20 protein-coding genes are annotated in these 22,647 nt (G+C 45.3%); 7 read left to right on the top strand and 13 right to left on the bottom strand.

Annotation, left to right across the window (positions count from 1 at the left end):
* Positions 1–204: 204 nt before the first annotated feature.
* The 3 genes from ACAN55_RS23370 (at position 205) to ACAN55_RS23360 (ending at position 3,168) form a co-directional block, all read left to right on the top strand.
* Positions 205–756, top strand: coding sequence for a hypothetical protein (locus ACAN55_RS23370; RefSeq protein ID WP_379138744.1), 552 nt, complete (start codon positions 205–207; stop codon positions 754–756).
* Positions 757–1,105: 349 nt separating this feature from the next.
* Positions 1,106–1,456 carry an AbrB/MazE/SpoVT family DNA-binding domain-containing protein gene (locus ACAN55_RS23365; protein ID WP_379138741.1) on the top strand — a complete coding sequence of 117 codons (351 nt, stop codon included), beginning with the start codon at positions 1,106–1,108 and terminating at the stop codon, positions 1,454–1,456.
* Between the two features lie 44 nt (positions 1,457–1,500).
* On the top strand, positions 1,501–3,168 hold the full coding sequence (locus ACAN55_RS23360; RefSeq protein WP_379138738.1) for an ABC1 kinase family protein: 1,668 nt from the start codon (positions 1,501–1,503) through the stop codon (positions 3,166–3,168).
* A gap of 132 nt (positions 3,169–3,300) precedes the next feature.
* On the opposite strand, the gene ACAN55_RS23355 is transcribed toward ACAN55_RS23360, so the two are convergent.
* Positions 3,301–4,173 carry an SDR family oxidoreductase gene (locus ACAN55_RS23355; protein ID WP_379138735.1) on the bottom strand — a complete coding sequence of 291 codons (873 nt, stop codon included), beginning with the start codon at positions 4,171–4,173 and terminating at the stop codon, positions 3,301–3,303.
* Between the two features lie 151 nt (positions 4,174–4,324).
* Here ACAN55_RS23355 and ACAN55_RS23350 point away from each other — a divergent pair, with 151 nt between their 5' ends.
* Positions 4,325–4,903: a TetR/AcrR family transcriptional regulator gene (locus ACAN55_RS23350; protein WP_379138733.1), complete on the top strand. Its 579-nt coding sequence runs from the start codon at positions 4,325–4,327 to the stop codon at positions 4,901–4,903.
* Between the two features lie 277 nt (positions 4,904–5,180).
* Positions 5,181–5,651, top strand: coding sequence for a pyridoxamine 5'-phosphate oxidase family protein (locus tag ACAN55_RS23345; RefSeq protein WP_379138730.1), 471 nt, complete (start codon positions 5,181–5,183; stop codon positions 5,649–5,651).
* A gap of 84 nt (positions 5,652–5,735) precedes the next feature.
* Here the strand turns inward: ACAN55_RS23345 and ACAN55_RS23340 are convergent, their stop codons facing one another.
* The 7 genes from ACAN55_RS23340 to ACAN55_RS23310 form a co-directional block, all read right to left on the bottom strand.
* The gene (locus ACAN55_RS23340; protein ID WP_379138727.1) at positions 5,736–6,116 is read right to left on the bottom strand and encodes a hypothetical protein; all 381 of its coding nucleotides are present in this window, start codon (positions 6,114–6,116) and stop codon (positions 5,736–5,738) included.
* 397 nt (positions 6,117–6,513) lie between these two features.
* Complete coding sequence (locus tag ACAN55_RS23335; protein ID WP_379138724.1) at positions 6,514–7,053, bottom strand: GNAT family N-acetyltransferase; 540 nt, start codon at positions 7,051–7,053, stop codon at positions 6,514–6,516.
* Between the two features lie 81 nt (positions 7,054–7,134).
* Positions 7,135–8,661, bottom strand: coding sequence for a glutamate/gamma-aminobutyrate family transporter YjeM (gene yjeM / locus ACAN55_RS23330; RefSeq protein WP_379138721.1), 1,527 nt, complete (start codon positions 8,659–8,661; stop codon positions 7,135–7,137).
* A gap of 253 nt (positions 8,662–8,914) precedes the next feature.
* On the bottom strand, positions 8,915–9,241 hold the full coding sequence (locus ACAN55_RS23325; RefSeq protein WP_379138717.1) for a heme oxygenase: 327 nt from the start codon (positions 9,239–9,241) through the stop codon (positions 8,915–8,917).
* A 45-nt stretch (positions 9,242–9,286) separates the two neighbouring features.
* On the bottom strand, positions 9,287–9,982 hold the full coding sequence (locus ACAN55_RS23320) for an ABC transporter ATP-binding protein (RefSeq protein WP_379138714.1): 696 nt from the start codon (positions 9,980–9,982) through the stop codon (positions 9,287–9,289).
* Positions 9,982–11,103 carry an ABC transporter permease gene (locus ACAN55_RS23315; protein ID WP_379138711.1) on the bottom strand — a complete coding sequence of 374 codons (1,122 nt, stop codon included), beginning with the start codon at positions 11,101–11,103 and terminating at the stop codon, positions 9,982–9,984. Before ACAN55_RS23315 ends, ACAN55_RS23320 begins: the two co-directional genes overlap by 1 nt.
* Before the next feature lie 122 nt (positions 11,104–11,225).
* Positions 11,226–11,795 carry a TetR/AcrR family transcriptional regulator gene (locus ACAN55_RS23310; protein WP_379138708.1) on the bottom strand — a complete coding sequence of 190 codons (570 nt, stop codon included), beginning with the start codon at positions 11,793–11,795 and terminating at the stop codon, positions 11,226–11,228.
* A gap of 323 nt (positions 11,796–12,118) precedes the next feature.
* Here ACAN55_RS23310 and ACAN55_RS23305 point away from each other — a divergent pair, with 323 nt between their 5' ends.
* Both ACAN55_RS23305 and ACAN55_RS23300 read left to right on the top strand, forming a co-directional pair.
* Positions 12,119–12,979: a helix-turn-helix domain-containing protein gene (locus tag ACAN55_RS23305; RefSeq protein WP_379138705.1), complete on the top strand. Its 861-nt coding sequence runs from the start codon at positions 12,119–12,121 to the stop codon at positions 12,977–12,979.
* Positions 12,980–13,072: 93 nt separating this feature from the next.
* Positions 13,073–13,870 carry an SDR family NAD(P)-dependent oxidoreductase gene (locus ACAN55_RS23300; protein ID WP_379138702.1) on the top strand — a complete coding sequence of 266 codons (798 nt, stop codon included), beginning with the start codon at positions 13,073–13,075 and terminating at the stop codon, positions 13,868–13,870.
* Positions 13,871–13,981: 111 nt separating this feature from the next.
* Here the strand turns inward: ACAN55_RS23300 and ACAN55_RS23295 are convergent, their stop codons facing one another.
* From ACAN55_RS23295 to ACAN55_RS23275, 5 genes are all read right to left on the bottom strand, one after another.
* The gene (locus tag ACAN55_RS23295; RefSeq protein ID WP_379138700.1) at positions 13,982–15,364 is read right to left on the bottom strand and encodes an MATE family efflux transporter; all 1,383 of its coding nucleotides are present in this window, start codon (positions 15,362–15,364) and stop codon (positions 13,982–13,984) included.
* 294 nt (positions 15,365–15,658) lie between these two features.
* On the bottom strand, positions 15,659–16,645 hold the full coding sequence (locus ACAN55_RS23290; protein WP_379138697.1) for an NAD(P)/FAD-dependent oxidoreductase: 987 nt from the start codon (positions 16,643–16,645) through the stop codon (positions 15,659–15,661).
* A gap of 129 nt (positions 16,646–16,774) precedes the next feature.
* A complete protein-coding gene (locus ACAN55_RS23285; protein ID WP_379138694.1) occupies positions 16,775–19,057 on the bottom strand; it encodes a PAS domain S-box protein in 2,283 nt (760 codons plus the stop codon).
* Positions 19,058–19,204: 147 nt separating this feature from the next.
* Positions 19,205–21,124, bottom strand: coding sequence for a methyl-accepting chemotaxis protein (locus ACAN55_RS23280; protein WP_379138691.1), 1,920 nt, complete (start codon positions 21,122–21,124; stop codon positions 19,205–19,207).
* Positions 21,125–21,697: 573 nt separating this feature from the next.
* On the bottom strand, positions 21,698–22,144 hold the full coding sequence (locus tag ACAN55_RS23275) for an SRPBCC family protein (RefSeq protein ID WP_379138688.1): 447 nt from the start codon (positions 22,142–22,144) through the stop codon (positions 21,698–21,700).
* Between the last annotated feature and the right edge of the window lie 503 nt (positions 22,145–22,647).

Below are 22,647 nucleotides of genomic sequence, written 5' to 3'. Positions count from 1 at the left end.
TATTTTGTTCGGAATTGTGTTACTGTCGGCACCGTTCAATTTTGGTGGTCGGACGCTTACTGGATAACCGCTTCTTCCGGTTTACTGCATTTTGTGCGGGCATATCCAGACGTTGTGACACATGATGCAGGATGACAGACAGGCAAGCGATCGCAAGAACGCCGTCAGCATGGAACTTTAGTTGGCATTCTATGGTTTTATGGAATGATTGAAATTAGTATTATTTATAGGGTTTCAATTATGCAAGAAATCCTATATGGGCTGGGAGATGCTTTTCCATTTATTATAATGGGGACTTTACTGGGAGTGTTTTTTGGAAGTAGTAGCACAAGTAAAGTTAATTCAAATCCATTTAAAAAGCACATTATTTCTATTCTTAGCATTACTTTAATATATGTACTAGGACGATATTTTTCATATACTATCATTGGTGCAAGGTCATCCTATATAGAAAAACCAATTGAAACTTTTGCATGGACACTGGGAAATGGACTACTAATTAGCATCATTTATTATTTAATGAAAGATACACTTCATCAGTATCAACTAGTCAAACGAGCAATTGTTTTTAGCTTTGTAATATTCGGAATAGACTGGTTTTTATATAATCTCTTTATTCCATTAATTTATGACATTTCGCTGCAGCAAATAGTTCAGTCCTATTTTGGACGTTCAATTCCAGATATACTCTATATATGCATTGGAGTATTCTTTTTAGAAAAGTATCAGAATAATAGGAATGGAGTAAAAGCATAGAATGAATACCTAAAAAGCGGTATCCATATTTACACGGGAAACATCCAAGAGATTAGCGTCATTTATGCTACTGTTCACCGCGCTATCTGTAACAGCAAGTTTTAGAGCCATCCTTTGCGGGATGGCCCTTTCTTTGACAAAAAAATGTGATTATTATGAGTTATCTCTTCCAGCAGATTCCCCTTTCGGGAACTAACTACATTCGAGACACTACCGCCATGCTCGAATAAATACCTGACATACTCAAGTTCACCTAAAAAATCTTTCCTGCTCCACAATTATTGAAAATATGATTGGTATGAAATATCATACTAATATGTAGATTTGATTATCAAAGGAGAGATTGAGGATGCATCATAAAAAAGAAAATAGTCACGGATTTGGACATGGCAAAGTGTTAGGAACAACATCAATGGGTGAGAGAGGCCAAATTGTTATTCCTAGAGAAGCAAGGGAAGAACTTGAACTCAAGCCAGGTGAGAAATTCATCGTGTTCGGGAATAAGCGCAAAGGCGCCGTCATTCTAGTAAAAGCAGAAATGTTCAACAAAGTTGCGGATTTCTTCATGAGCGCTTCGAAAAAGTTCGAAAGTATGGCCCAAGCGATCTTTGATAAAAACACTACTATTCCAGAAGATGAAGATGAGGATCATGAACCTGAGATCGATGCAAAAGGACCAGAGGTCGATGAAAAAGAATGAGCGAATTCTTTAAATTGATGAAAGATCTCCGCTTCAGAAGAACCATGCAGATGATTTTTAAGTTCGCTTGGGATTTCTGGTGGCTGGGCAGGCAAAAGCATTTTGTTTCGGGACGGCGCTTTGAAGCGAAGACCAAAGCATTATATCAAAAGCAGGCAACATATTTTACGAAGACTGCTATGGATATGGGTGGATTAATTATCAAGCTTGGGCAGCATGTTAGTGCGCAAGTGGATATTTTGCCGAAGGAAATTATTGATGAATTGTCCAAGCTGCAGGATTCCGTAAATTCCGTAGATTTTTCTGAGATACAGCACAAGGTAGAGAGTGAACTCGGCGAATCCATAAGCGAGATTTTTGCTGAGTTTAGTACAACTCCTATCGCAGCGGCTTCCTTAGGACAGGTACATCGGGCGACATTACGAACAGGTGAAGAAGTCGCAGTGAAGGTTATGCGTCCCGGGGTCGAGGATATTATTGCGATCGATTGGAAATCCATACAAATTGCTATTCGTTTATTACAACGCTGGACCAAGATTAGCGACTTCATGGATCTTGATGCTGTGTATGAGGAGTTTCACGACACCGTTATGGATGAGCTCGATTATCAAAAAGAGGGACGAAATGCAGAAGAATTTCAGATGCAGCTCATCCATCGGGATGATATCGTGGTTCCAGGCATTCATTGGCCCTATACCACTTCAAAAGTTCTAACCATGGAGTTTTTGGAAGGTGTCAAAATCAACGATTTTGCCCAGCTTGATGCTTGGGGTGTGGATCGGACTAAATTAGCGAAATCCTTGATGGAAATTTACGTAGAACAGATTCTGGTAGAAGGTTTCTTTCACGCAGACCCGCACCCGGGCAATGTTCTCGTGCAGCGTGACGGCACTATAGCCTTAATCGATTTTGGAATGGTCGGACGCATTGCCGATGATATGAAGACGCAGATGGTAGCACTTCTAATGGCCGTGTATTTAAAAGATGCTCACGGCGCCATCAATGCCCTTACCCGTTTGAGATTTTTAAGGCGGAATACAGATTTAGAGGTGTTCTCAAGGAATCTTACGTTATTATTTGAACAAATCAACGGTGATACGTTTGACCTCAGTTTCGTGACGTCAGGTGACAATGCTGAAGATTTGCGTGATTTCCTCTATTCCCAGCCCTTTCAATTACCTGCAAATACCACATTTCTGGGAAAAGCAATGGGCACGATTTATGGACTTTGTCTAGGCCTGGACCCTGAGCTTGATTTGATTGGGACCGCTAAGCCTTACATCCAAGAGGTTGTGCTTGATGATCTACGCGGAAGTGTCTTTTCCACCGTTGTAGATGAAGGGAAGAATCTCCTCAAAGAAGTCCTTCCTACAACAAAGAAGTTCATTTCTGCAGTAGATAAGATGGATGGCGGAAATTTACGGGTCAAGCTAGCGAGTTCCTTTGAGAAGAAATTAATTGATACGCAAAATAAGAATACAGAGCGGATTATTGCAACCATCATTGGAGCGGTATTCCTTCTGACTGCTGCAATCATGTGGAATGACGTGAGTCATATCGTTTCTTATGTGCTGGGCACTTTGGGATTGCTCCTTATGCTGAGCCAACTCAAAGCGAGAGAACGCCGCCGTGATGTAAGACATGCAAGGCAGATGAGAGCCATGCGTGAACATAATCGATTGGAAAAGTCGAAGTATAATTCCCGCGAGTAACTGTCAAATAAAAGAGGACCGATATTTAATCGGTCCTCTTACACATATATTCAAGTCTATACCCTTCTCGAATTCATATAATCCACTCTTATGAGAGCGGACCAGAATTTTCGCGGCACGGTTAGTGCTTATTCATTGTTGCGGTTGCCGGGCAATCCACGCTTTCAGGTAGTCTCGAAAGGTTAGCGGCGGATGGCCGATCAACTGATCAAGCATTATTGGATCCGCATTTGAGAATTCTCCAGCACGGCTCGCGCGGAAGAGGCCTAGGAGCATGTCTGCCCTCACCTCAGGAACACCACGAGCGACCAGATCTGCCCGATATTCATCATCCGGCACGACAATCCGGCGTATCGAGCGCCCCGTTAACTCAGAGCAAATTTCGGCAATCTTCTCCAAATCGATGGCCTCTGCGGCAGTAAGATTAAGGGTTATGCCCTCAAGACTTTGGTTACTAAGGAGTACCGCAGCCGCTTGGGCCAGATCGGGGTGAGATGTCCAGGCAACAGGCCCATCTATTGGTGCTGCCAGTACCCCGGTTTGGAGTGCATTACCCAACATCATGATCGCAGAATTGGCATAAAAGCCATTTCGAAGCGAAGTATACGCCATGCCAGAAGCTTGGAGTACGTTCTCGGTAGCAGCATGCGCGATCATCGGTGGGAAATGTGACGTCAGGGACGATCCCATATGGCTGGTATAGACAATTCTATCAGCGCCAGCCTGCTTGGCCATGGCTATGGCCGTCCCGCGCTGCCGGACAGCTAACTCGCCTACATTGTCAGTTGAAACAATGAAAACCTTCGATGCCCCTTCAAAAGCGTGGAGAAGACTGTCCGCATCGCTGAAATCGCCCCGGCGGACGCGAACCCCCATCTCCTTGAGTTCCTGTGCCTTTTCCGGATCACGGACACTCGCTCCAATTCGCTCCGCAGGGACAGCTCTCAGCAATTGCTCTACCACCGCCCGACCCAATTGTCCATTCGCTCCGGTAATAATGATCATGTTAACCCTCCTTGTATCATGTATACTACACATGAATCATCATAGGTGGATTACGCAACCTGGACAATCAACAAAGAACCTCGATCGTTGCTTTCCCAACATCTTCAGGCCTTTGTTGCCTTTCCAGCCATCTCATAGGAGGAGATTGTACATGCCAGTAAATATTGACGATCCCCGCGTAAGACGCACGCGTCAATTACTGATGCAGTCCTTTACAGAACTGCTCGTCGAGAGAAAGAATCTTCATTCCATTTCTGTGCAGGACATAGCCGCTAAAGCGACCGTCAATCGTGCCACATTTTATGCGCATTTCGAAGATAGATATGCATTTTTGGAGAGCTGGATGAGAGAGAAATTCCAGAAGAAATTGAACGAAGCATTGCCCGATTCCTCCATCACGGATATGGGCAACCTGCGGACTCTTATCCTAGCCGTCTTCGATTTCATCTCTCGTATCCGGCAGCACATGACAACCGCGGACAGCCAGTATGAACGCCTGTTCGAAAGCGCCATGCAAAGGGAACTTTATCAATTACTGTTCAAATGGTTGAGCGAAGCATCAAGCTCCTCTTCAATACAACTTGTGGAGGCTACGGCACACATCATAAGCTGGGGCATATTTGGTTCAGCCTTGCAGTGGAGCCGCGATCCTCAAGATCGTACGATCGAAATAATCGCACGAGATGTTTTAGTCGTTGTGGCAGCGGGGCTAGCGCCTGTAATGGAATAGCAAACCATTCATAACAATCCAAAAAACTTGCCCCTATTTGTGATACGGTTCGGCGTAACATCTATCGTACAAAATCGAAGGACACCCGCTCGATCGAGTATCTTATACTATTGCTAAGTATACTATTTTAAGACTCCATCCGTTGAAGCATACCTAAGTCGAGCAGAGGATTAAGATAGCGAATTAATATTTTATCGTATTATTCTTCACATGCACCAAGATCTTACAATGATAAGCTTAATTATGTATGCCTTATGACACTTTAGGAGGTAATATAATGAGCAAATACGACGAAGCCATGAAGCTGCTGGAAGAACAAGTGGGTAACAAAGACGGCCTGATCACTCTGTCCACCATCGCGCTGGAACCGGGGGCCAATGGCAAAAGCCGTCCCGCCGCGCGCATTGTGGATGCCTATTATGAGGACGGCGCATTCTACACCGTCACTTACGCGACCTCAGGCAAGATGCAGCAGATCGCCCAGAACCCCGAAGTGTCCGTTTGTATCATCGTCGAAAACTTTACAGCCGATGGTATTGGTGAGAACCTGGGCTGGGTATGTGACGAGAAAAATGCGGAGATGATGACAAAGCTGCGCACCATATTCGCCGGGTGGTATAACGAAGCCAATAACGACGAAGACCCTAACACATGCCTGCTGCGCATTCGCCTGACAAAGGGCCTCTGGAATGACGCCCATAAAGGGATCAGAAATGAGATTGATTTTGTCAATAAGACGGCAAATTAAGTGGTCTATGTGGTTCGCCGTTACATATGATACGGTTCTCCGCACACTGGCTGAAACGGCAGATATTTGCCTTCGCTTTCCGGTCTAAATCAACGCATTGAAACGGCCCTCCGAGTTCACCGTCGCCGTCCGGGGATCGGTTAGACCGATGCCTTTAAGGCCTCCCTTTCCCTCAGTCCGCCAGAGCGGAAGATGGTCTTGAAGCGGAGAAGCCGGTACGAAATTGACCGGGGTGCTACTCCCGCTTTTCTGCACCAGTTGGGCCTCCAGTAACCGGATTTGCCGCTGCAACTGCTCCCGGCGATAAGGAGTCTGCATCTCGCTACCCTGCGCCGCATTCGCCTTGTCCAGCTGCATCAGCAGCAGGTTTCGTTGCTTCTCCAGAGAACTGACATCGCTTTGTGTGCCGCCGTAAGCTGCAATGGCTTGCACCGGGCTAATGCCTGATACTTTCTGTGCCGCCATGATCTGTCCCTCCGTTTCATAGGCTCCCAATCGATAAACGAGCCCATTCGAAAGTTCTAATCATCTCTATTACCCGGCCATCTCCGCCATGACAACATTCCAGGCCGCATATCCGCAATAATCGTTGCATAGTCCCAGTCCGCTCCTTGTTTCGACCATACCAAAGACCCACCAAGGACTGGTCAAGGTCCCTTCAAGGTAAATCATTATTCTGTAGTTAATCAGCCATGATCAGTACGATATCGAATGGCGTAATACCCTTGTCTACCGAGAATATAATCAACGGTGATACACTTGACTTAAGTTTTGTGATTCTATTCGACGCCGAAATAATTAGAGCCATCCTTTGCAGGATGGCCCTTTCATTGTCACGGTCTCGATTACTTCATCTGCCGACTCACTTCCACTCATCCTCTAAAATGGCATAAACACAATCGTCATACCATTGATCATTCAACCGGTAACTTTTGATAAAATGGGCTTCTTTTCTGAATCCCATATTTTCAAGAAGCCTGATCGACTTCAAATTCCCAGGATCGACGGACGCTGTAATTCTGTGCTTACAGAGCCCAGAGAACAAATAATCAATCGCTGCCCTAACCGCTTCGGAAGCATATCCTTTACCTTGGAATTCAGGAGAAAGAGTATAGCCTATTTCAGCCTGGAAATCATCCCCCATAAAGTGAATGCCGACATCACCGATAAGCTTCCCATCCTTCAGGCATAACGCTAATTGCAGCCATGAATTACCTCTGTTTGGCACAATCGCCATATTCGCCGAGATAAACGTCTCGACCTCGTTGATATTGACCGGTCTCCATGACTGATACTTATAAACCTCAGGCATAGAACGATAATTGAAAAAGGCTTCACGATCCTTCATTTCCAGCGTTCTGATCAATAATCTATCCGTTTCAATCCTATTGAATTGATTCATATGATATCTCCAATCTAAATAAAGAATAAGAAAAGGATGGAGTAGCCGCGGCTTTTCTCCATCCCACATCGTCAAGAAATACTAGCTAATCTTTTTTTCTACCGGCATTTCTCTAGCACGCTTTTTTTCATAATTGCTATACATTATCCATGCAACAACCGAGAAAATAATAGGTCCGGCCACACTCCAAATGGTTGTTTGCAGATCCCCTTCTAAAGCTGGCTGTATAATACTAAAGAAATTCGCAAGTCCGATGGTTAGTACCACTACCCACGCCCAAAAATTAACGCTTCTTTGCGATTTAATAATGATAAACGGCTTGTGGATTTCCTTTCTTTTTCTGAAATAGGGGAATGCAAGGGCTATAAATACATAGGGGAGCGTCATAGCAACATTCGTCATCGAAACCAGTATGTTAAAGAATGCGGCCATGGTGCTTCCGCCAAAAGCAATCAGCGCGATCATCACACAAACAACGGCTGCTTGAATCCACATGGCGTTAACAGGCATCCCATTCTTAGTTTCACCGATTTTTCCAGGCCATATTTTTGCCGGTGTACCCTCAATTAATTGCTTTAGAGGCGAAAACATCAAGGTAAAGAACGCACCGGACAATGCCAGGAACATCGAGATTCCGACGAATCTTGCGACACCAGCACCCAAAGCTGAGGCTGTCTCTTGACTTGCTCCAAAAGCTGAACCCAGGGATTGACCTAAGTTAGCCATAACGATATAACTTGCGTTACCCAGATTCACATTTTTGATACCCATTACAGCTGACCAGTTTGTGAATACGCCAACGAGCAGTATACCTAATGAATATCCTACAGAAATGATAGCTGCTGTGATAAGAATTCCTTTTGGAAAAGTTTTTTCCGGATTTTCTGTTTCATCCACCAACCCGCCTACGGCTTCAAGTCCGCCATAAGCGAATAGAGCATATACGACAAAAGCTAATGCGGCAACCATATCTCCCGCATACTTAGGATTTGGTGTTTGGGTAAATGAACGTAATCCTTCAATCGGCTGCGCCAAATGTCCATGGTTGCCTATAAGGACTGCTATTGCACCAACCCATAGAAATACATTCAACACCAAGACTGCAGTACCACCTATAGAAGTTACCTTCCTGATCTTATCCAGTCCCTTAGTTGAGGTGTACGTTACTACAAGAATCCATATCATTCCCAAGACACCTAGAGCCTGTGGTCCATGAAGGTTGAATATCGTCCAGTTTTGGGTCGTATCTTCTCCGAATATAGCATTTGATACAGGAACCCACATCCCGGATGCGACATTAACCATCCAAGTGATATAGGAAAAATACCACATGAACGTTCCTACGAAAGCAAATCTTGGACCAATCGATTTCTCCATCCATGAATGGATTCCTCCCTTCTCCTCTTTGAAGGCGGAACCAAATTCAGCTACCATTAATGCAAATGGAACAAAGAACGTTATTGCAGCAAGGATGTACCAAGGAATCGCTGCATAACCCATCTTATAGAACGATCTTGGAATGTTATTGAATCCATAAACAGAAGTAAAAATCATTAAGACCAGGGACATTAGATTTAATTTTGTCTTTGTCTTTATCTTTGTTGCCATAGTAATTCTCCCTTTACATGATGTATCGTTGAACTCCAGCATAAAGTCAACCCTACGTAGTTTTACCATAATAAATCGTTCTCAACAATAACAAAGATAACCATTCCGATTTTCTCCCCCAAGGAGATCATGGTTTCATAGTCTAACGCAAAAGTACCCACAGCCCACACACCTTGTTTCAAGGTGTCTAGTCTATGGGTACCGGTGTACACAGTACTACGATTTAAGTATTACCTCTCTAACGAATGGGAGTCTATCGGTTTTTTACTGATGCCACTTCATAAGTTATGATCTCACTTCCGAGAATTGGAGATTCTTTATTTGCTGCCTCTGAACCTGGTTCTGGACGTTTGTGTGCCGATTTAAAGGCATCGCTATTTCTCCAAGCTGTAAAGGAATCCGTATTCTCCCAATACATGTTTACATTTAACTCATCGTATTCAGTTAAGTTCTGTGTCAACAATACTTCAACTTTTACAAAACCCTCCGAAGTGTCTAGAGGGCCTGATGCTGTAAACCTCGGTGCCATTACCGCGCCCATCCCTTTTTTCACTTTTATTCTGTTCGTGACAACGATCATCCTTACCATCTCCCTATTTTTTGGAATGAGGATTTCAATAACACCTTAATGGATAGACTCCAGTTCCGCTAGAGATAATTTGCCATCCTCCATTCGGTATACCTTGTCGCAGTAGGTAAGCAGCCGCTCATCGTGTGTGACCATAATTGCCGCTTTGTGGCGTGTTCTCACCTCTTGGGCAATCAAGGAGACGACTTCATGGGCCCGCTTGGTATCCAGGCTTGCTGTAGGTTCATCCGCTAATATGATATTGGGATCATTAATTAACGCGCGGGCAATGGCGGTACGCTGCTTCTCGCCCCCCGACAGCTCCTCCGGGTAGCTCTTCAGCTTAGCGCCTAGACCAAGCTCTTCAAGCAACTGTATAGCCATAGCTTTGTCTGCCGCACGAACCTTTCCCGACATCCGCTTCACGACAAGCAACTGATCAAGAACGTTTAAGTATGGAACTAAATTCGAGGCCTGCATGATGAAACCAATCTCATGCAATCGGATATCGGATAGTTGTTTGTCTGACAGCTTCGACATGTCCTTCCCACTTAGTATAACCTCTCCTTCGGACACTTGAAGCAGTGCACCCGCAATGGATAAGAAGGTGCTTTTGCCTGAACCTGATGGACCTACCACTGCGACAAACTCACCTGGCTCCACTTTTATGGACACTCGGTCCAAGGCTGCAATACGATTCAATCCTTCGTTGTAATATTTGGATGCTGCTGTTATTTGTAAGCCTTCAGTCATTACTCTACCCTCCCAAGTGCCTTAAGCGGATCAATTTTCGAAATCGTGCAAACGGATACCAACGAACTAAGCAAAGAGATCACCAGCAAAACAAAGGAATATATGAACACCAGCTTCATATCCAGCATGAAAGGCATGCCTTCGGGCATAATTGCCGCTGTCCCGTATGTCAATAGGATGCCAACGATAATGCTTGAGGTTGACAAGACGAACACTTGTGAAACGACGGCTTTACCTAAGAATCCATTCTTGGCCCCGATCGCTTTCATAATCCCGAATTGGTTGGATTTCTGCATCGTGAATACATAGAAGAACACGCCAATGATGAAAGCAGAGATCGCAAGCAGGAACGCAAGCATCATCATGATGGTTCCATTCTCTTCTTTGTATCCAGGCATACCCTGTACCGCTGTCGCACGAGTAACCGTATCGGTACCCGAAAGCTGTTTATTTATGGTATTCGGATCAATATTTTCACCTTGAAGCATTATCGCATTGACGGGTTCCGTAACTCCCTTGTCCGAGCCTGGTGCCGCAAACGCAAGCTTACGCCACTCTTCAATAGGTGTAAATACAGCTGCTACGTGGTTGTACGTCTGATTCTTGACAAAGCCGACAATCATCAATGATTCCATTGAACCGTCTAATTGGAAGATGTCCCCTAGCTTAAATCCTTCGTCTTTCAGCGTCTCGTTGACGATAACCTTCGTCATTTGGTCGGATGTCAGCCCTGTACCTTCCATAATCGCCGGCTCAAGAAAACTTCCCGGTTCAATTCCAATAATCGCTATATCTACTTTATCCTCATTCAACTTGCTATTCCCTTTGATTGCCGATGCCATTATGGTTCCCATAGGTGAAGCGGCACTTACATTCGGCATCTCTATTAATTTATCTAACAATTCATTAGACAATAAAGACTTACTCATTGAAGCCTTCGATCCTTGTTCAAAAACCACATAATCAGCCTTCATCGTCTTAAACGTCGAAGCCGCAAGCGTAGATAATCCATTCCCCAAGCCTGACAATATAAACACTAACCAAGAAATAAGCACAAAAATGATAGCAATCATTAAAAACCTTGTCTTGCTGTGTCTCAATTCCTTCAATGCCAAAAACATATGCTGCTCCTCTCTTTAACAAAAAAATAAATGACACATGTGTCAAATTTATTGCCTCTCGGCCAACGAATATATTTATTATAAGTTTTATGTGACACACGTGTCAAATATATTGAAATTGCTTATCGTCTTCCTGCCCCTCCTAGCCACATTTGGTACAATAGCTTACTCCACTGAGGTGTAGGGATATTCATCATATTGGGAGTATCAATCAGGTTAAAAAATACCCCTATGATGGCAGGGAGCGGGATGCTAGTATTCAAGTGTCCCTCTTCCCGGGCACGAACAAACAATTGCTCTAGTTGATTTTTTAAAGTCACATGCGCTTGCTCAACAAATTCAAGATCAATAGCCGCAGCCTCTGAATTGGCTTTATTTATTTTATGAGCATATCCAAGCAATTGATGAAAACTAGCTTCCTCCAGATATACATCTAGCAGATGTTGAAGGGCATTCATGCAATCCGTTTCATCAATAACCGACGCCTTCTGTAATACATTTTCCATTGATCGTTTCATACATGCAGCAACAATCTCTTCCTTGTTGGCATAGTATTGGTAAATCGTACTTCTTGCTCCAACCAGGCTCTTCGATAACAATTTAAGTTGAAACCCCTCATAACCGTATTCGAGAAGCACTCTCTTGGTTTGGTCAAGCAACTCCGATTTTGTAAAAGCCTGCTTTCTTCCCATGTTAATCACCGTCCCTAATTACTAGCCGTAGTCTACATTGTAACAAAAATCCCGTCCTATTTGTGATACGGTTCACCGTAACGTCAATAGAATGAAATCGAAGGGCACCTGCTCGATTACCTTATATAATTGCTAAGAATCCTCTCTTGAACAACAATTTTGAGAAGTTTAGAAACTTTCCTTATAATTGACCTTACTTCAACGAGTATACTCTATATATGTCACACTAAAGATGGAACGCAACATGATTCGATCAGCAAAAGTAGTGACTTCTGCTCATATCCACAACATTGTATTAGTTAATTGAGGAGGCAAGAGCCTATATGGTGAACCATGATTTTTCATCCGCTTTGGGGGAATTCATCAAATCGCGCAGACATCGACTTCAGCCTGAACATGCGGGAATCAAGCCCTTGCCTGGCCGACGGCGTACTCCGGGACTTCGGAGGGAAGAAGTCGCCTATCTGGCCAATGTCAGCGTAACTTATTATACCTGGCTGGAGCAGGGCCGAGAGAGGAATCCTTCCCCAGAAATCTTATCCCACATCAGCCAAGCGTTGCAACTGGATGCTGACGAGCGGAAGCACTTATTCGATCTGGCCGCACCTGATCCAATCAGCTTCAGCATGCCCCAGAGATCAGATACACCCGATACCGGATTTTTGCAAAACCTTGTGGATCAAATGCGTTATCCTTCTTTCATTACCAATGAGTTTGCCGATATGATCGTCTGGAATCGAGGAGCAGAGCTCGTTGTAGCGGACTTCGGCCGATTGCCGGAAAGCGAACGAAACATGGTGACGCTGTTGTTTCTGGATCCCGAGCACCCCAAGAGACTTGTAAACTGGGAAGAGTTCGCTCGTCACATGACGGCGTTAATCCGGGCAGGCTTCGACAGTAACAAGAACAACCCCATGTACCTGGAACGATTTGAGATTCTTAGACGGAACAGCGAAGACTTCGTACGTTTGTGGGAGTGGCATGAGATCCGGCAAAAAAGCTCTGCCCCGGTTCATTATCTCCTTCCAGACGGACAGGAATTGGCGTTCACGGTCCATTGCGCTGCCATCGACTATAATCCGGGACTGCAATGGTGCTTCTTTGTTCCTACACCAGGTTCGGGGACGGAAGAGCGACTAGCGAACCTACTGAAGCAAGACGCCGAAGGACCGCCGCTAGTCTAGCCTGTTAGTTCCGTTAATAGTATAGAGACACAGTGGTTAGCCCCTTCTATCGTTGGTATGATCATTACCATATCAAGACAAGGGGGCTGAGTCATGAATACATATCCATATCAGGGCAAGGTGGCAGTGGTCACCGGTGCTTCATCCGGAATTGGCGAAGTGTATGCTGGGGCGCTGGCTGCACGAGGCTGCCATGTCGTACTAGCCGCACGCTCAGAAAAGAAGCTGAAAGATTTGGCCGGCGAAATTCAACGTAAGCATGGAGTGCAGGCCTATGCCCTGCCCTGCGATTTGTCCAAAGCAGGTGCCCCGCGCCAACTAGCCGAATCCATTGCAGAGCTCGGCCTAACAGTAGATATTCTAATCAATAACGCAGGCTTCGGCACGCATGGCCGCTTTGAGGAGATCGATCCAGAGCGCGAGCAGGAGGAAATTATGCTGAACACCGCAGCTCTTGTCGACCTGACGCATCATTTTCTGCCCGGTATGCTGGAACGCAAGGACGGAGTCGTCGTCAACGTGGCTTCAATGGCCGCGTTTGCACCTTGCGCCTATTCGGCTGTTTACGGTGCAACCAAGGCTTTCGTGTTATCTTTCTCCGAAGCGTTGTGGGCCGAAACCCGTGGACGCGGTGTGCGCGTTCTTACCCTGTGCCCGGGTGCGACGGATACAGGATTTTTCGATGCTGTCGGCAGCAAGGACATGGCGGCGGGTAGCGCATTGTCCACTCCCGAGAAAGTCGTTCAAGCTGGATTTCGCGGAATCGACAAAGGTAGAAGTTATATCGTCGACGGACGAAATAATTACATGGCAGCTCAGATGGGTCGTTTTCTTTCCCGGCACAGAGTAGCTATGATCATGGAACGCATCACGCGCCCCAAAGAGCATTGATGGACCCACTTAAGGTGGACGAAGATCTATACAACGTAGAATAGAGACCATCCTCTACTGAGAATGGTCTCTTAAACTATACTATCAATTCTAGACTTTAAATAATGGGACTCAGCCGATGCCAATATCCGGAACAGAAACAGGCTTCACGAGCGCTTTTTTCTCCCAGGCCCGGCTTCTCCAGCGAAGTAGCATGATGATCCCGCGTATCCATTCATCCACTGTAAATGCAATCCACACGCCAAACAGCCCAATCCCGAGATGAACGCCCAGCACATATGCAAGCGGAACTGAAATTCCCCACATCGAGATCACGCCCATCAAGACAGGAAAACGCGCATCCCCGGCAGCGCGCAGCGAGTTGATAATTACAATATTGAAGGTCCGGCCGGGCTCAAGCACAATGGACAGCAAGAAAATGCTAGCTCCGAGTGCGATAATATTGGGGTCTTTCGTGAACATGCCGATGATTTCATACCGGAATATCGCTGCCGTACTGACAATGACCAACGTCAATACGAAGCTGATCCTCACGCTTTTCAGCAGTCTCCTGTATGCCGCCTTCATTTCTCCTGCTCCCACCATTTGTCCGACAATGATCTCCGTTCCCGCCCCAATCGCCATCGCAAGCGCCATAAAATAGTTGGATACGTTCATCACGTAAACATGGGTGTTTAACGCCGTGAAGCCAATCATATTAACAAAGCTTATGATCATGAGGTACTGCGACTGCCAGGAGAGATGCTCCCCAGCAGCAGGCAAGCCCACGCTCATAATCTGCTTCACATAGAAACCATTCCAGGTAACGTAATCCTTCCCTCGAATCGGTGCACGAATTTGACGGTACAAGATCACAAAAAGAACGATAATTCCGAGCAGGCGGCTAACGACCGTCGATATGGCTGCTCCCGTAACACCCCATTGCGGAAAGCCCAGGTTCCCGAAAATAAGCAAATAATTACCTGTCACATGGATCAGATTGACACCTAGCGTCACGAACATAACGCTCTTCGTCTGGCCACTTGATCTGATCACCGACGAAACCGCGTATGACAACGCTTCTATCCAAATAAAGCCACCGATAATTTTCAGATAGTGGCTTGCGATCCCGATTTGCTCTGGATCCAGGTTCATCAGCACCAGGAGCGGCTTTCCGAAAAAAACGAGTAAAATGCTGACGAGAATTCCGAAAATCAGGTTCATTGAAATCGCGAGCGCCGCGATACGACTTGCCTCCTTCTCCCGACCGGCACCGATATATTGGGAGACCGCGACACTGGTACCGATTCCAACAAAGCCGAACATCAGAATGCAGAAGAAAATAATCTCGTTGGCTAGCCCTACAGCCCCCGTCGCCTTGTCAGAAATGCGACTTAACATAAATACATCCACCGTACCGAGCATCATCCGAAGCACGGAATCGATGAAAATAGGCCAGGTAACGGCGAAAAGACTAAGTTTTTTCCATGATGGAATGTGATCTGATATTGTCACGTTATGCATGCTCCTATTATACCTATTCACTTCACTTCCCCTAGTTTAGCCCCCTTAAGGAAATACGTCTATTGGCATTCACTCTAAATTTGAAAACATCATTAACAACTTGATCATTGCCTTACTCAGCAACTTGCCGCGGAAACTCCTGTTCGGTCAAAGCAAACAAAAGGCTTCTACATGCGGTTAAAGCCGTCACGTGGAAGCCTTTTTAAAGACAGATTAGATAAGCTTGTCAATCACCAACAGTAACTCATATGCAGCCGCCTAGGACTTTATTCTCTTGTCCGTGGCCTAGTGATCAAGTAAATGTATCATTCTCCCAGCAGCCATGATCCCAGAAATAAATGCACTCTCTAGGCGTGCCTGATTCCCTGGATCCCCCGGATATAGAAAGGCATCTCCCGCGACCAATAGAGGGTGCTCAAGGTTCATATCCAGATAAGGCTCACGTAGATAGTGGACTGCTTGTGCATATCGCCATTTCTTTAATTGACTTGTAATAAGGGAGTCATATTCAAAATACGCGCTTGTTAAGTACCTCATCTTGTCCAAAACCTCTTCGTCTGTGAAGCCATAATATGCTTGACTCCACTCACCCGTCATGTAGACGCTCACCGTTTTAAGGGGGGATATTGTTTTTTTCTCATGGTCAACTAGTCGCTGTATCCCTTCCGGAAGATCCCGGTCAAGATGACCGTCGCGTGGTAAATTAGTCTTCTTATGAAATAGAAACAAACCTACTAAACAAGGCTGAAATCTTATCTCACTAAGCTTTTGCAGAACTTTTGAGTCAATTCCTAAGTGATTCCTATCGATCACTGCCTTCGTCTGGGGTGCTGGTACTGTGAAAATAATTCCGCTAGCAGTAATGCATTCTCCTTGGTCCGTGACAAGCGTATATCCGTTAGGGGCCTTCCTGATTTCTTCCACTTTCGTTTGGAATCGAGTTGGAATGCCTTCTGCTACCTTATTTGCAAATGAGTTCATCCCGTCTACTGCCATATAGCGTGGATGCTTGTCACCGAACCAGCACTTCACCGTTCCCTTGGCTATCCAATCGTCGACAAACGCTTGAAATCTTTCCGTTCGTGCGGTGAAAAACTGTGCTCCATGATCGACCTTACCTATATCCATTCTTCTTGTTGCCATTCTACCGCCGACGCTTCGGCTCTTCTCAACAATGAATACGTTCTCATAGCCATGTTTCTTAAGAGTAAGGGCTGCCATAATTCCTGACATTCCCCCGCCAATGATTGCGATCGGCAAGTTCTTTATCATTTAGGCAATCTCCTCTCCAAACGAATGTCATCGCATAACTGCTACAGGCATACGCGCTCCCGAGAATTTCTCTTTATAAACCTATACCATTCATATTTATAGCGTTCATCCTGCTGCTGCTCGGCTCCATCATCTACTTTGTCTCGATTCACCAATCTGGAAGTTATTTTTGCCCCGCTCTTTAGCTCGATACATAGCGGCATCCGCATGCTTGAACAATTCTTCAAGCTCTGTACCATGTTCTCCATATAGGGCGATCCCGATACTAGCGGTTACAACTAGGGCCATGCCGGTCAGAGGTTTACCCAGCTCCCTCAATATTTTTCTGGCAACTGATTCTAAATCCTGAATTTTGTTAATATGGGAAAGGATGATCGTGAATTCATCACCGCCTATCCGGGATACCGTATCTCCTTCACGCACATTCTTTCTTAACACCCGTGCTACTTCGTGCAGCAGCTCATCGCCAACATCGTGCCCAAACGTATCATTGATCTGCTTAAACCCATCCAGATCCAGAATCATTAACGCGAAACTCTGCTGATACCGACTTGCATTGACTAAGGCGATGTTAAACCTATCATGAAACAATGTTCTGTTTGGCAGCTCGGTTAACGGATCATGGAAGGCCAAATAATTTATTTTTTCATCTGCATGCTTCCGCTCCGTAATATCTTCCTTAACAGAAACAAAATGGGTAATAGCACCATCCGCATTGAAGACGGGCGAAACGGAGGCCTTCTCCCAATACAACACACCACTCTTTTTCTTATTATGAAATTCGCCTTCCCAGACATTCCCACAAGTTATTAAATTCCACAGCTCTTGATAGACTTCCCGCTTCGTCTCCCCTGATTGTAAGATTCGCGGATTCTGACCCAACAGCTCCTCAGCGGTATAGCCGGTAAGCTGGATACACTTGGGGTTGACGTATTCAATCCTTCCTTTTGTATCGGTTATTACAACAGCAACAGGACTATGTTCCACCGCATGGTACAAGGTATGCAGCTCATCTTCAATTCTCTTATGCTGGGATAAGTCATCGAACACTCCTTGAACCCCTTCGATGTTTCCGAACGAATCATACAAAGCGGCAAGTTGACAGCGGATATAAAGCTTTCTTCCCCACTTGGATGTGTAGGAATATTCCGAGATAACTGCTTCGCCCGTTTCAAGACAGCGCTGGATATCAGTTGACATGCCGCATTCCACCATAGAAGCAAGGGTCAGTACATTAACGGCCTTGGTGGCTTCAATCGAAGGGGATCCTAGCAATTTTAAGAGAGCCGGATTCACTTCCAAGATATTTCCTCTCTTATTACAGGTCACAATACCTACAGGAGCATTCTCCATCAGAAAGCGGTAACGTGCCTCGCTGCTTTTTAATAACCGCTCGATTTCCAATCTTTCACTGATATCGTGAACAATCGAGAACAGCAGTTCCTTACCACTTACTGTAATTGCTCCGCTATAAACCTCCACATCCCGTATTTGACCGTTTGCCAAACGGTGGCGGAATTGAAGGCTACCCGTGTGAGAGCCTCTGGCCTTAGCAAGTTCACCATACACTTCATAGGCTCTTAACATGTTGATCTCAGTGATTTTCATCTGCAGCAGTATCTCTCGATCATATCCATAAAACCGGATAGCAGCAGCATTGGCATCCTTGATCTCGGCGGATTCCGGATCGATCAGCAGCATGACGGCATGATTATGGATAAAAAGGCTTCTGTACCGCTGTTCATTTTCTTTCAATCGTCGTTCAGATGCCTTTCTATCGCTGATATCACGAGAATTTACAATTATAAACCTCATATCCTGCCGGTGTAGAAGATTACTCCAAATCGATTCGATATCGTGCCAGGACCCATCCAGGTGCTGCATACGAAATTCAACGGTGGACGATACAGCAGCTCGATCTGCATGTGTATGGAAAAAATCCAATAGCATGGGGAGATCCTCTGGATGAATGAGATCGAAGATGCTCCTGCCAGTGTACTCCTCCGGTTTATATCCAAACAGCCGCTCAGCAGACGAGTTTTGATACTGAATGATACCTTTCTCATCAAGTATCGTGATCATATCTGAGGCATTTTCCAAGTATAGCCCAAATATTTCCTGACTCTTACGCAGTTGCTCTGACATAGCAGTTATGTTATCCATGTACTGAGTGATCGGTCGATATACAAAGCGGTATAATGCAGGAATAACAAGAACGACAATGAATAGTCCATCCAGAACAGCTTCTTGCAGTTCCGTGATATTTGGATATATTTGTGCAATGAATAACCTGAATCTATATCCCGCAATAAAAATCAGTAGTGCTATAGTCACCGCTGACACAATTTGAGAAGAGAACGTTTTGGTAGTGAAAGGCTGTTCCTTCATCTTGGTATTCACTGTCCTTACCATAGACTATATTTCCATACTCCAGATGATCACTTTGTTCCCTGATATGTGAGATCAGCCATTTTCGAGGCTGTAAGCTGTCCTATCCGAAACTTGTTTCGACCAGTCCCAAGATACTCACTCAGCGTACCGCTCTTCGTATGTGGGGTATTAAATTTGAAATTCGCTTAACTTATCCCTCATGATCTGTGCCTGCTGAGCCAGCTTTTTGGAGGCTTCATTAGCTGCTCCGATGCAGGCCTGCTGCTCCTTCGTGTATTCCGACGACTTCACGGCCTGCTCAGTTGCAGCTTTGGCAATGTCAATCGCATCAAACATTGAAGCCGCTACCTCTTGCGTACCGGCAGTGATCTCCTCGCTTGCCGCCGACATCTCCTCAAGTCCCATCGCTACTTGATCGACCGCGTTTATAATAGATGTAAACATTCGGTCGCTCTCGTTGATAAGAGATACGCCCAGATGCGTCTCGCTGCTAACCTCAAGCATCAATTTCACTATGCTTTGCACAGCCGTTAGCACCTCGTTCACTAAATGAGCAATGGTCTCCGCGGATATCCGGGTTTGTTCCCCAAGCTTGCCGACCTCGGTTGCAACTATTGTAAATCCTCTTCCATGTTCTCCTGCTCTTGCGGCTTCAACGCTCGCATTAAGCGACAGTAGCTGAGTTTGACTGGTTATCTGCGTAATGGCCCCAACAATCTGGTTAATCTCTTCTGAACGCTGTCCCAAGAAATCAACCGCCTGTTTAGAACGGTCCACTGCCTCGTTGATTGCATGCATCTGAAGAACGGCCCGCTTCATGGATTCATTACCCGAACGAGCATCATGAGCGGCATGAATGGCTGCCCCGGAGACCGATTCAGTCGATTCTGCAATACGCTGAATTCCGGTTGCCATTTCGTTCACTGCAATGCCGATTTCCTGCAGCGTACGAGTCTGAGTTTCCTCGCCCAAGGCGATTTTTCCGACGGATAGCGTGATATGCTCAGCAGCTTCCGTAGCCTTTGTGACGGATTCACTTACTCCTTTCGCAGCCTCGCTCACATATCCGGAGGATTGAAGATTGGAGTGTATAAGCATACTTAGCTGCTCGGCCATTTGATTAAATGCAATTCCGATCTCTCGCAGCTCGTCTTTCGTTTCCAACTCCACCCGTTCAGTAAGCTTCCCTTCTGCCATGGTTCCTGAAACTTGAGCTAGCATTCTCACCGTTCGGCGCACGCTAACATAGAAAGCGGCAAAGAACAAACCGGCTAACAGAAGAACTGAGACTAACACCATTCCAATCTGAAGTCGGGTCTTCTGAAGAAGATGGTTTCGTTGATCCAAAAGATTGGCCAATTCAGAGGCAGTCTTGTTATAAAGCGCCACACTGCCCTCTATCGCCCTTGTGCCTTCAGAGAAATAATCACTAGGCCTCATATTTAGTACAGAAGCTTGCAAGATCTGATTATCCAAGGTCTTGGAAAAACTGTTCAAGAGACCGATATTCTCTTCACTTAGCTCTTGGAGCGACTTGTATAAAGCATCATTTGACTGAGATAAAACAGCAAGACCCTTCTCAAGCCCTGCAAACGCTTCGTTGATGTGATCGTCGGCCACGTATAGCGCAATTTTCTCATCCGCTGAAATCTGCCTGCGGGCTAGAGCTCCGTTGCCCATTCCACGGGCTTTACCGATATATTCAATCAGATTGGGTAGCCGATTGACGGTAATATCGAAGACATAATAGACTTCACGGTCTGATTCAAAGGAAAGCTGTGAAGCACCCGCAGCGTTAGACATCAAATCGAGAAGCCGCTCTATATAAGCGGAATGAGCCGTAAAGCTTTGTGAAGCCGATAGGGATAGGGTGGAACGGTTCAGCTCCGCCCAATCTGTCTTAAGCTTATTCCAAGTGTCCGCAAGCCCCCATTCTCCTGCTAACTTGGCATGAACAGCATCCATCCGTTCAATTGCCTTTTGAGCCATGACTTCACTTTCAGTCAACTTAAGCCTGCTTTCGGCATCTCCATTCAGCACGGCATTAGCCAAGCCTCGATGCTGCTGAACTGCTAGAAGAAACGGCATAATCACTTGCTCATATTCAATTCCATATCGTTTTTGGCGTGTTGAATCAAGCTGATCTTGAATTTGCCCGTTCCAAATCCACAATAATAAAATTAGGGGAATGAGAAACATGATACTGATTAAGGCAAACTTCCGACCGTATTTCAATCGATTTAGAACATAGATAAAAGGATATAGGATATACGCTCTGTTTATAGTATCTTTCTTCATTAGTAACCACCCCAAGTGTAAAGTACTGTGATTTTTGATTTCTATTGAAAGTAACAGCGTTTACTACCACTCGTAGGGAATGATCACTTGTCTAAATATATAAATAATAATACATAATTGAGTAATTATTATATAAGAAGTCCTTCATATAGCTATAAATGAGAAAATCTTCTCATCTTCTCGCATAACCTGGCCCAAAGGAGCCATGAGCATACGCGCAGCTCCTTTGTCTCCTCACTTAGTGATACCCGAAACGATTCATATAAAATTCGTGTCATTTATGATACGGTTCACCGCGCTGTCTGTAACGGCAAGGTTAAAGGCCATCCTTTGCAGGATGGCCCCTTCTTTGATCTTACTACCTTATTCCGCCCTTCTTCCAAAATACTTCTTTATCATTCTTTCACGATCTTTAAACATGAAGATCAGACCAACTTTTATTAACCAACTGGGCAGAGAGCTTTCAAACTCCACCCTGTCCGTCATAATCGTTTCACGAACGGACTTTGAAGCAAACTGATGGCGGTGCTTCCAAGAATGGAACGGAAATATGGGATCGATAAGGATATCTTCAAATCCTTCCTGTTCTTTCCACTCCGATATATACGACTCCCAGGAGATTTTCCATAACCCAAAGTTTAGTTCCAACTGGATCGTTTTTTCCGCAGCTGCTTTGGAAGAACCCTTCACCGTCGTTTTGGGGAAGGATGTAATTCTGACTAAATTCTCGGCTGACTGAAAAAAGTCCCAAACCTGCTCCAAAGGTTGCATAAGAACGGTTTGATAAGTAAACGTCCCTTTCCATTTCACGACCATCACCTCACGCTATATGATCACCTATTGGATTTCTGGTTTCTTCGCTCATCAATTACTTTGGCAGGGGAATCTAAAGCATACTCAATATTTTACCACATAGGAATCTTAAAGAAACTTGCCCCTTCTTATGATACGGTTCACCGTAACATCTATAGAACGAAATTGAAGGCCTCACTATTCCTTCATCCCTTAACTCTTTCGCTATTCACTCCGCACTCTTCCCGCCCTGCACCAATCTCTCCAAAATCCTTCTTTTACGATACAGCATCCGCGCGGCCGGCTACCTCTTCCAGGGACACAAGGTAGAGCCCCCAATCGCAGAGTCTGCCGTCCGGGCATTTATGTACGCCATAATCTGACCGCCTGCCGCTGTTGGTTTCGCTCCCGTCATCAGTTCGCCAGAACCATCCCTTTGGAGTCTGTAAAATAGTTTGTGTAAACTCCTAAACCCAGTAAAATGGAAGTAACAGAAAGGTTGGGGAGAACACATGGGACTT

Origin of the sequence: Paenibacillus oryziterrae, from assembly GCF_042610485.1 — a bacterium.
In the GTDB taxonomy this organism is placed as follows: Bacteria; Bacillota; Bacilli; order Paenibacillales; family Paenibacillaceae; genus Paenibacillus_AQ.
Note: the sequence above shows the minus strand (reverse complement) of the source record. Positions and strands in the feature narration are given on the sequence as shown.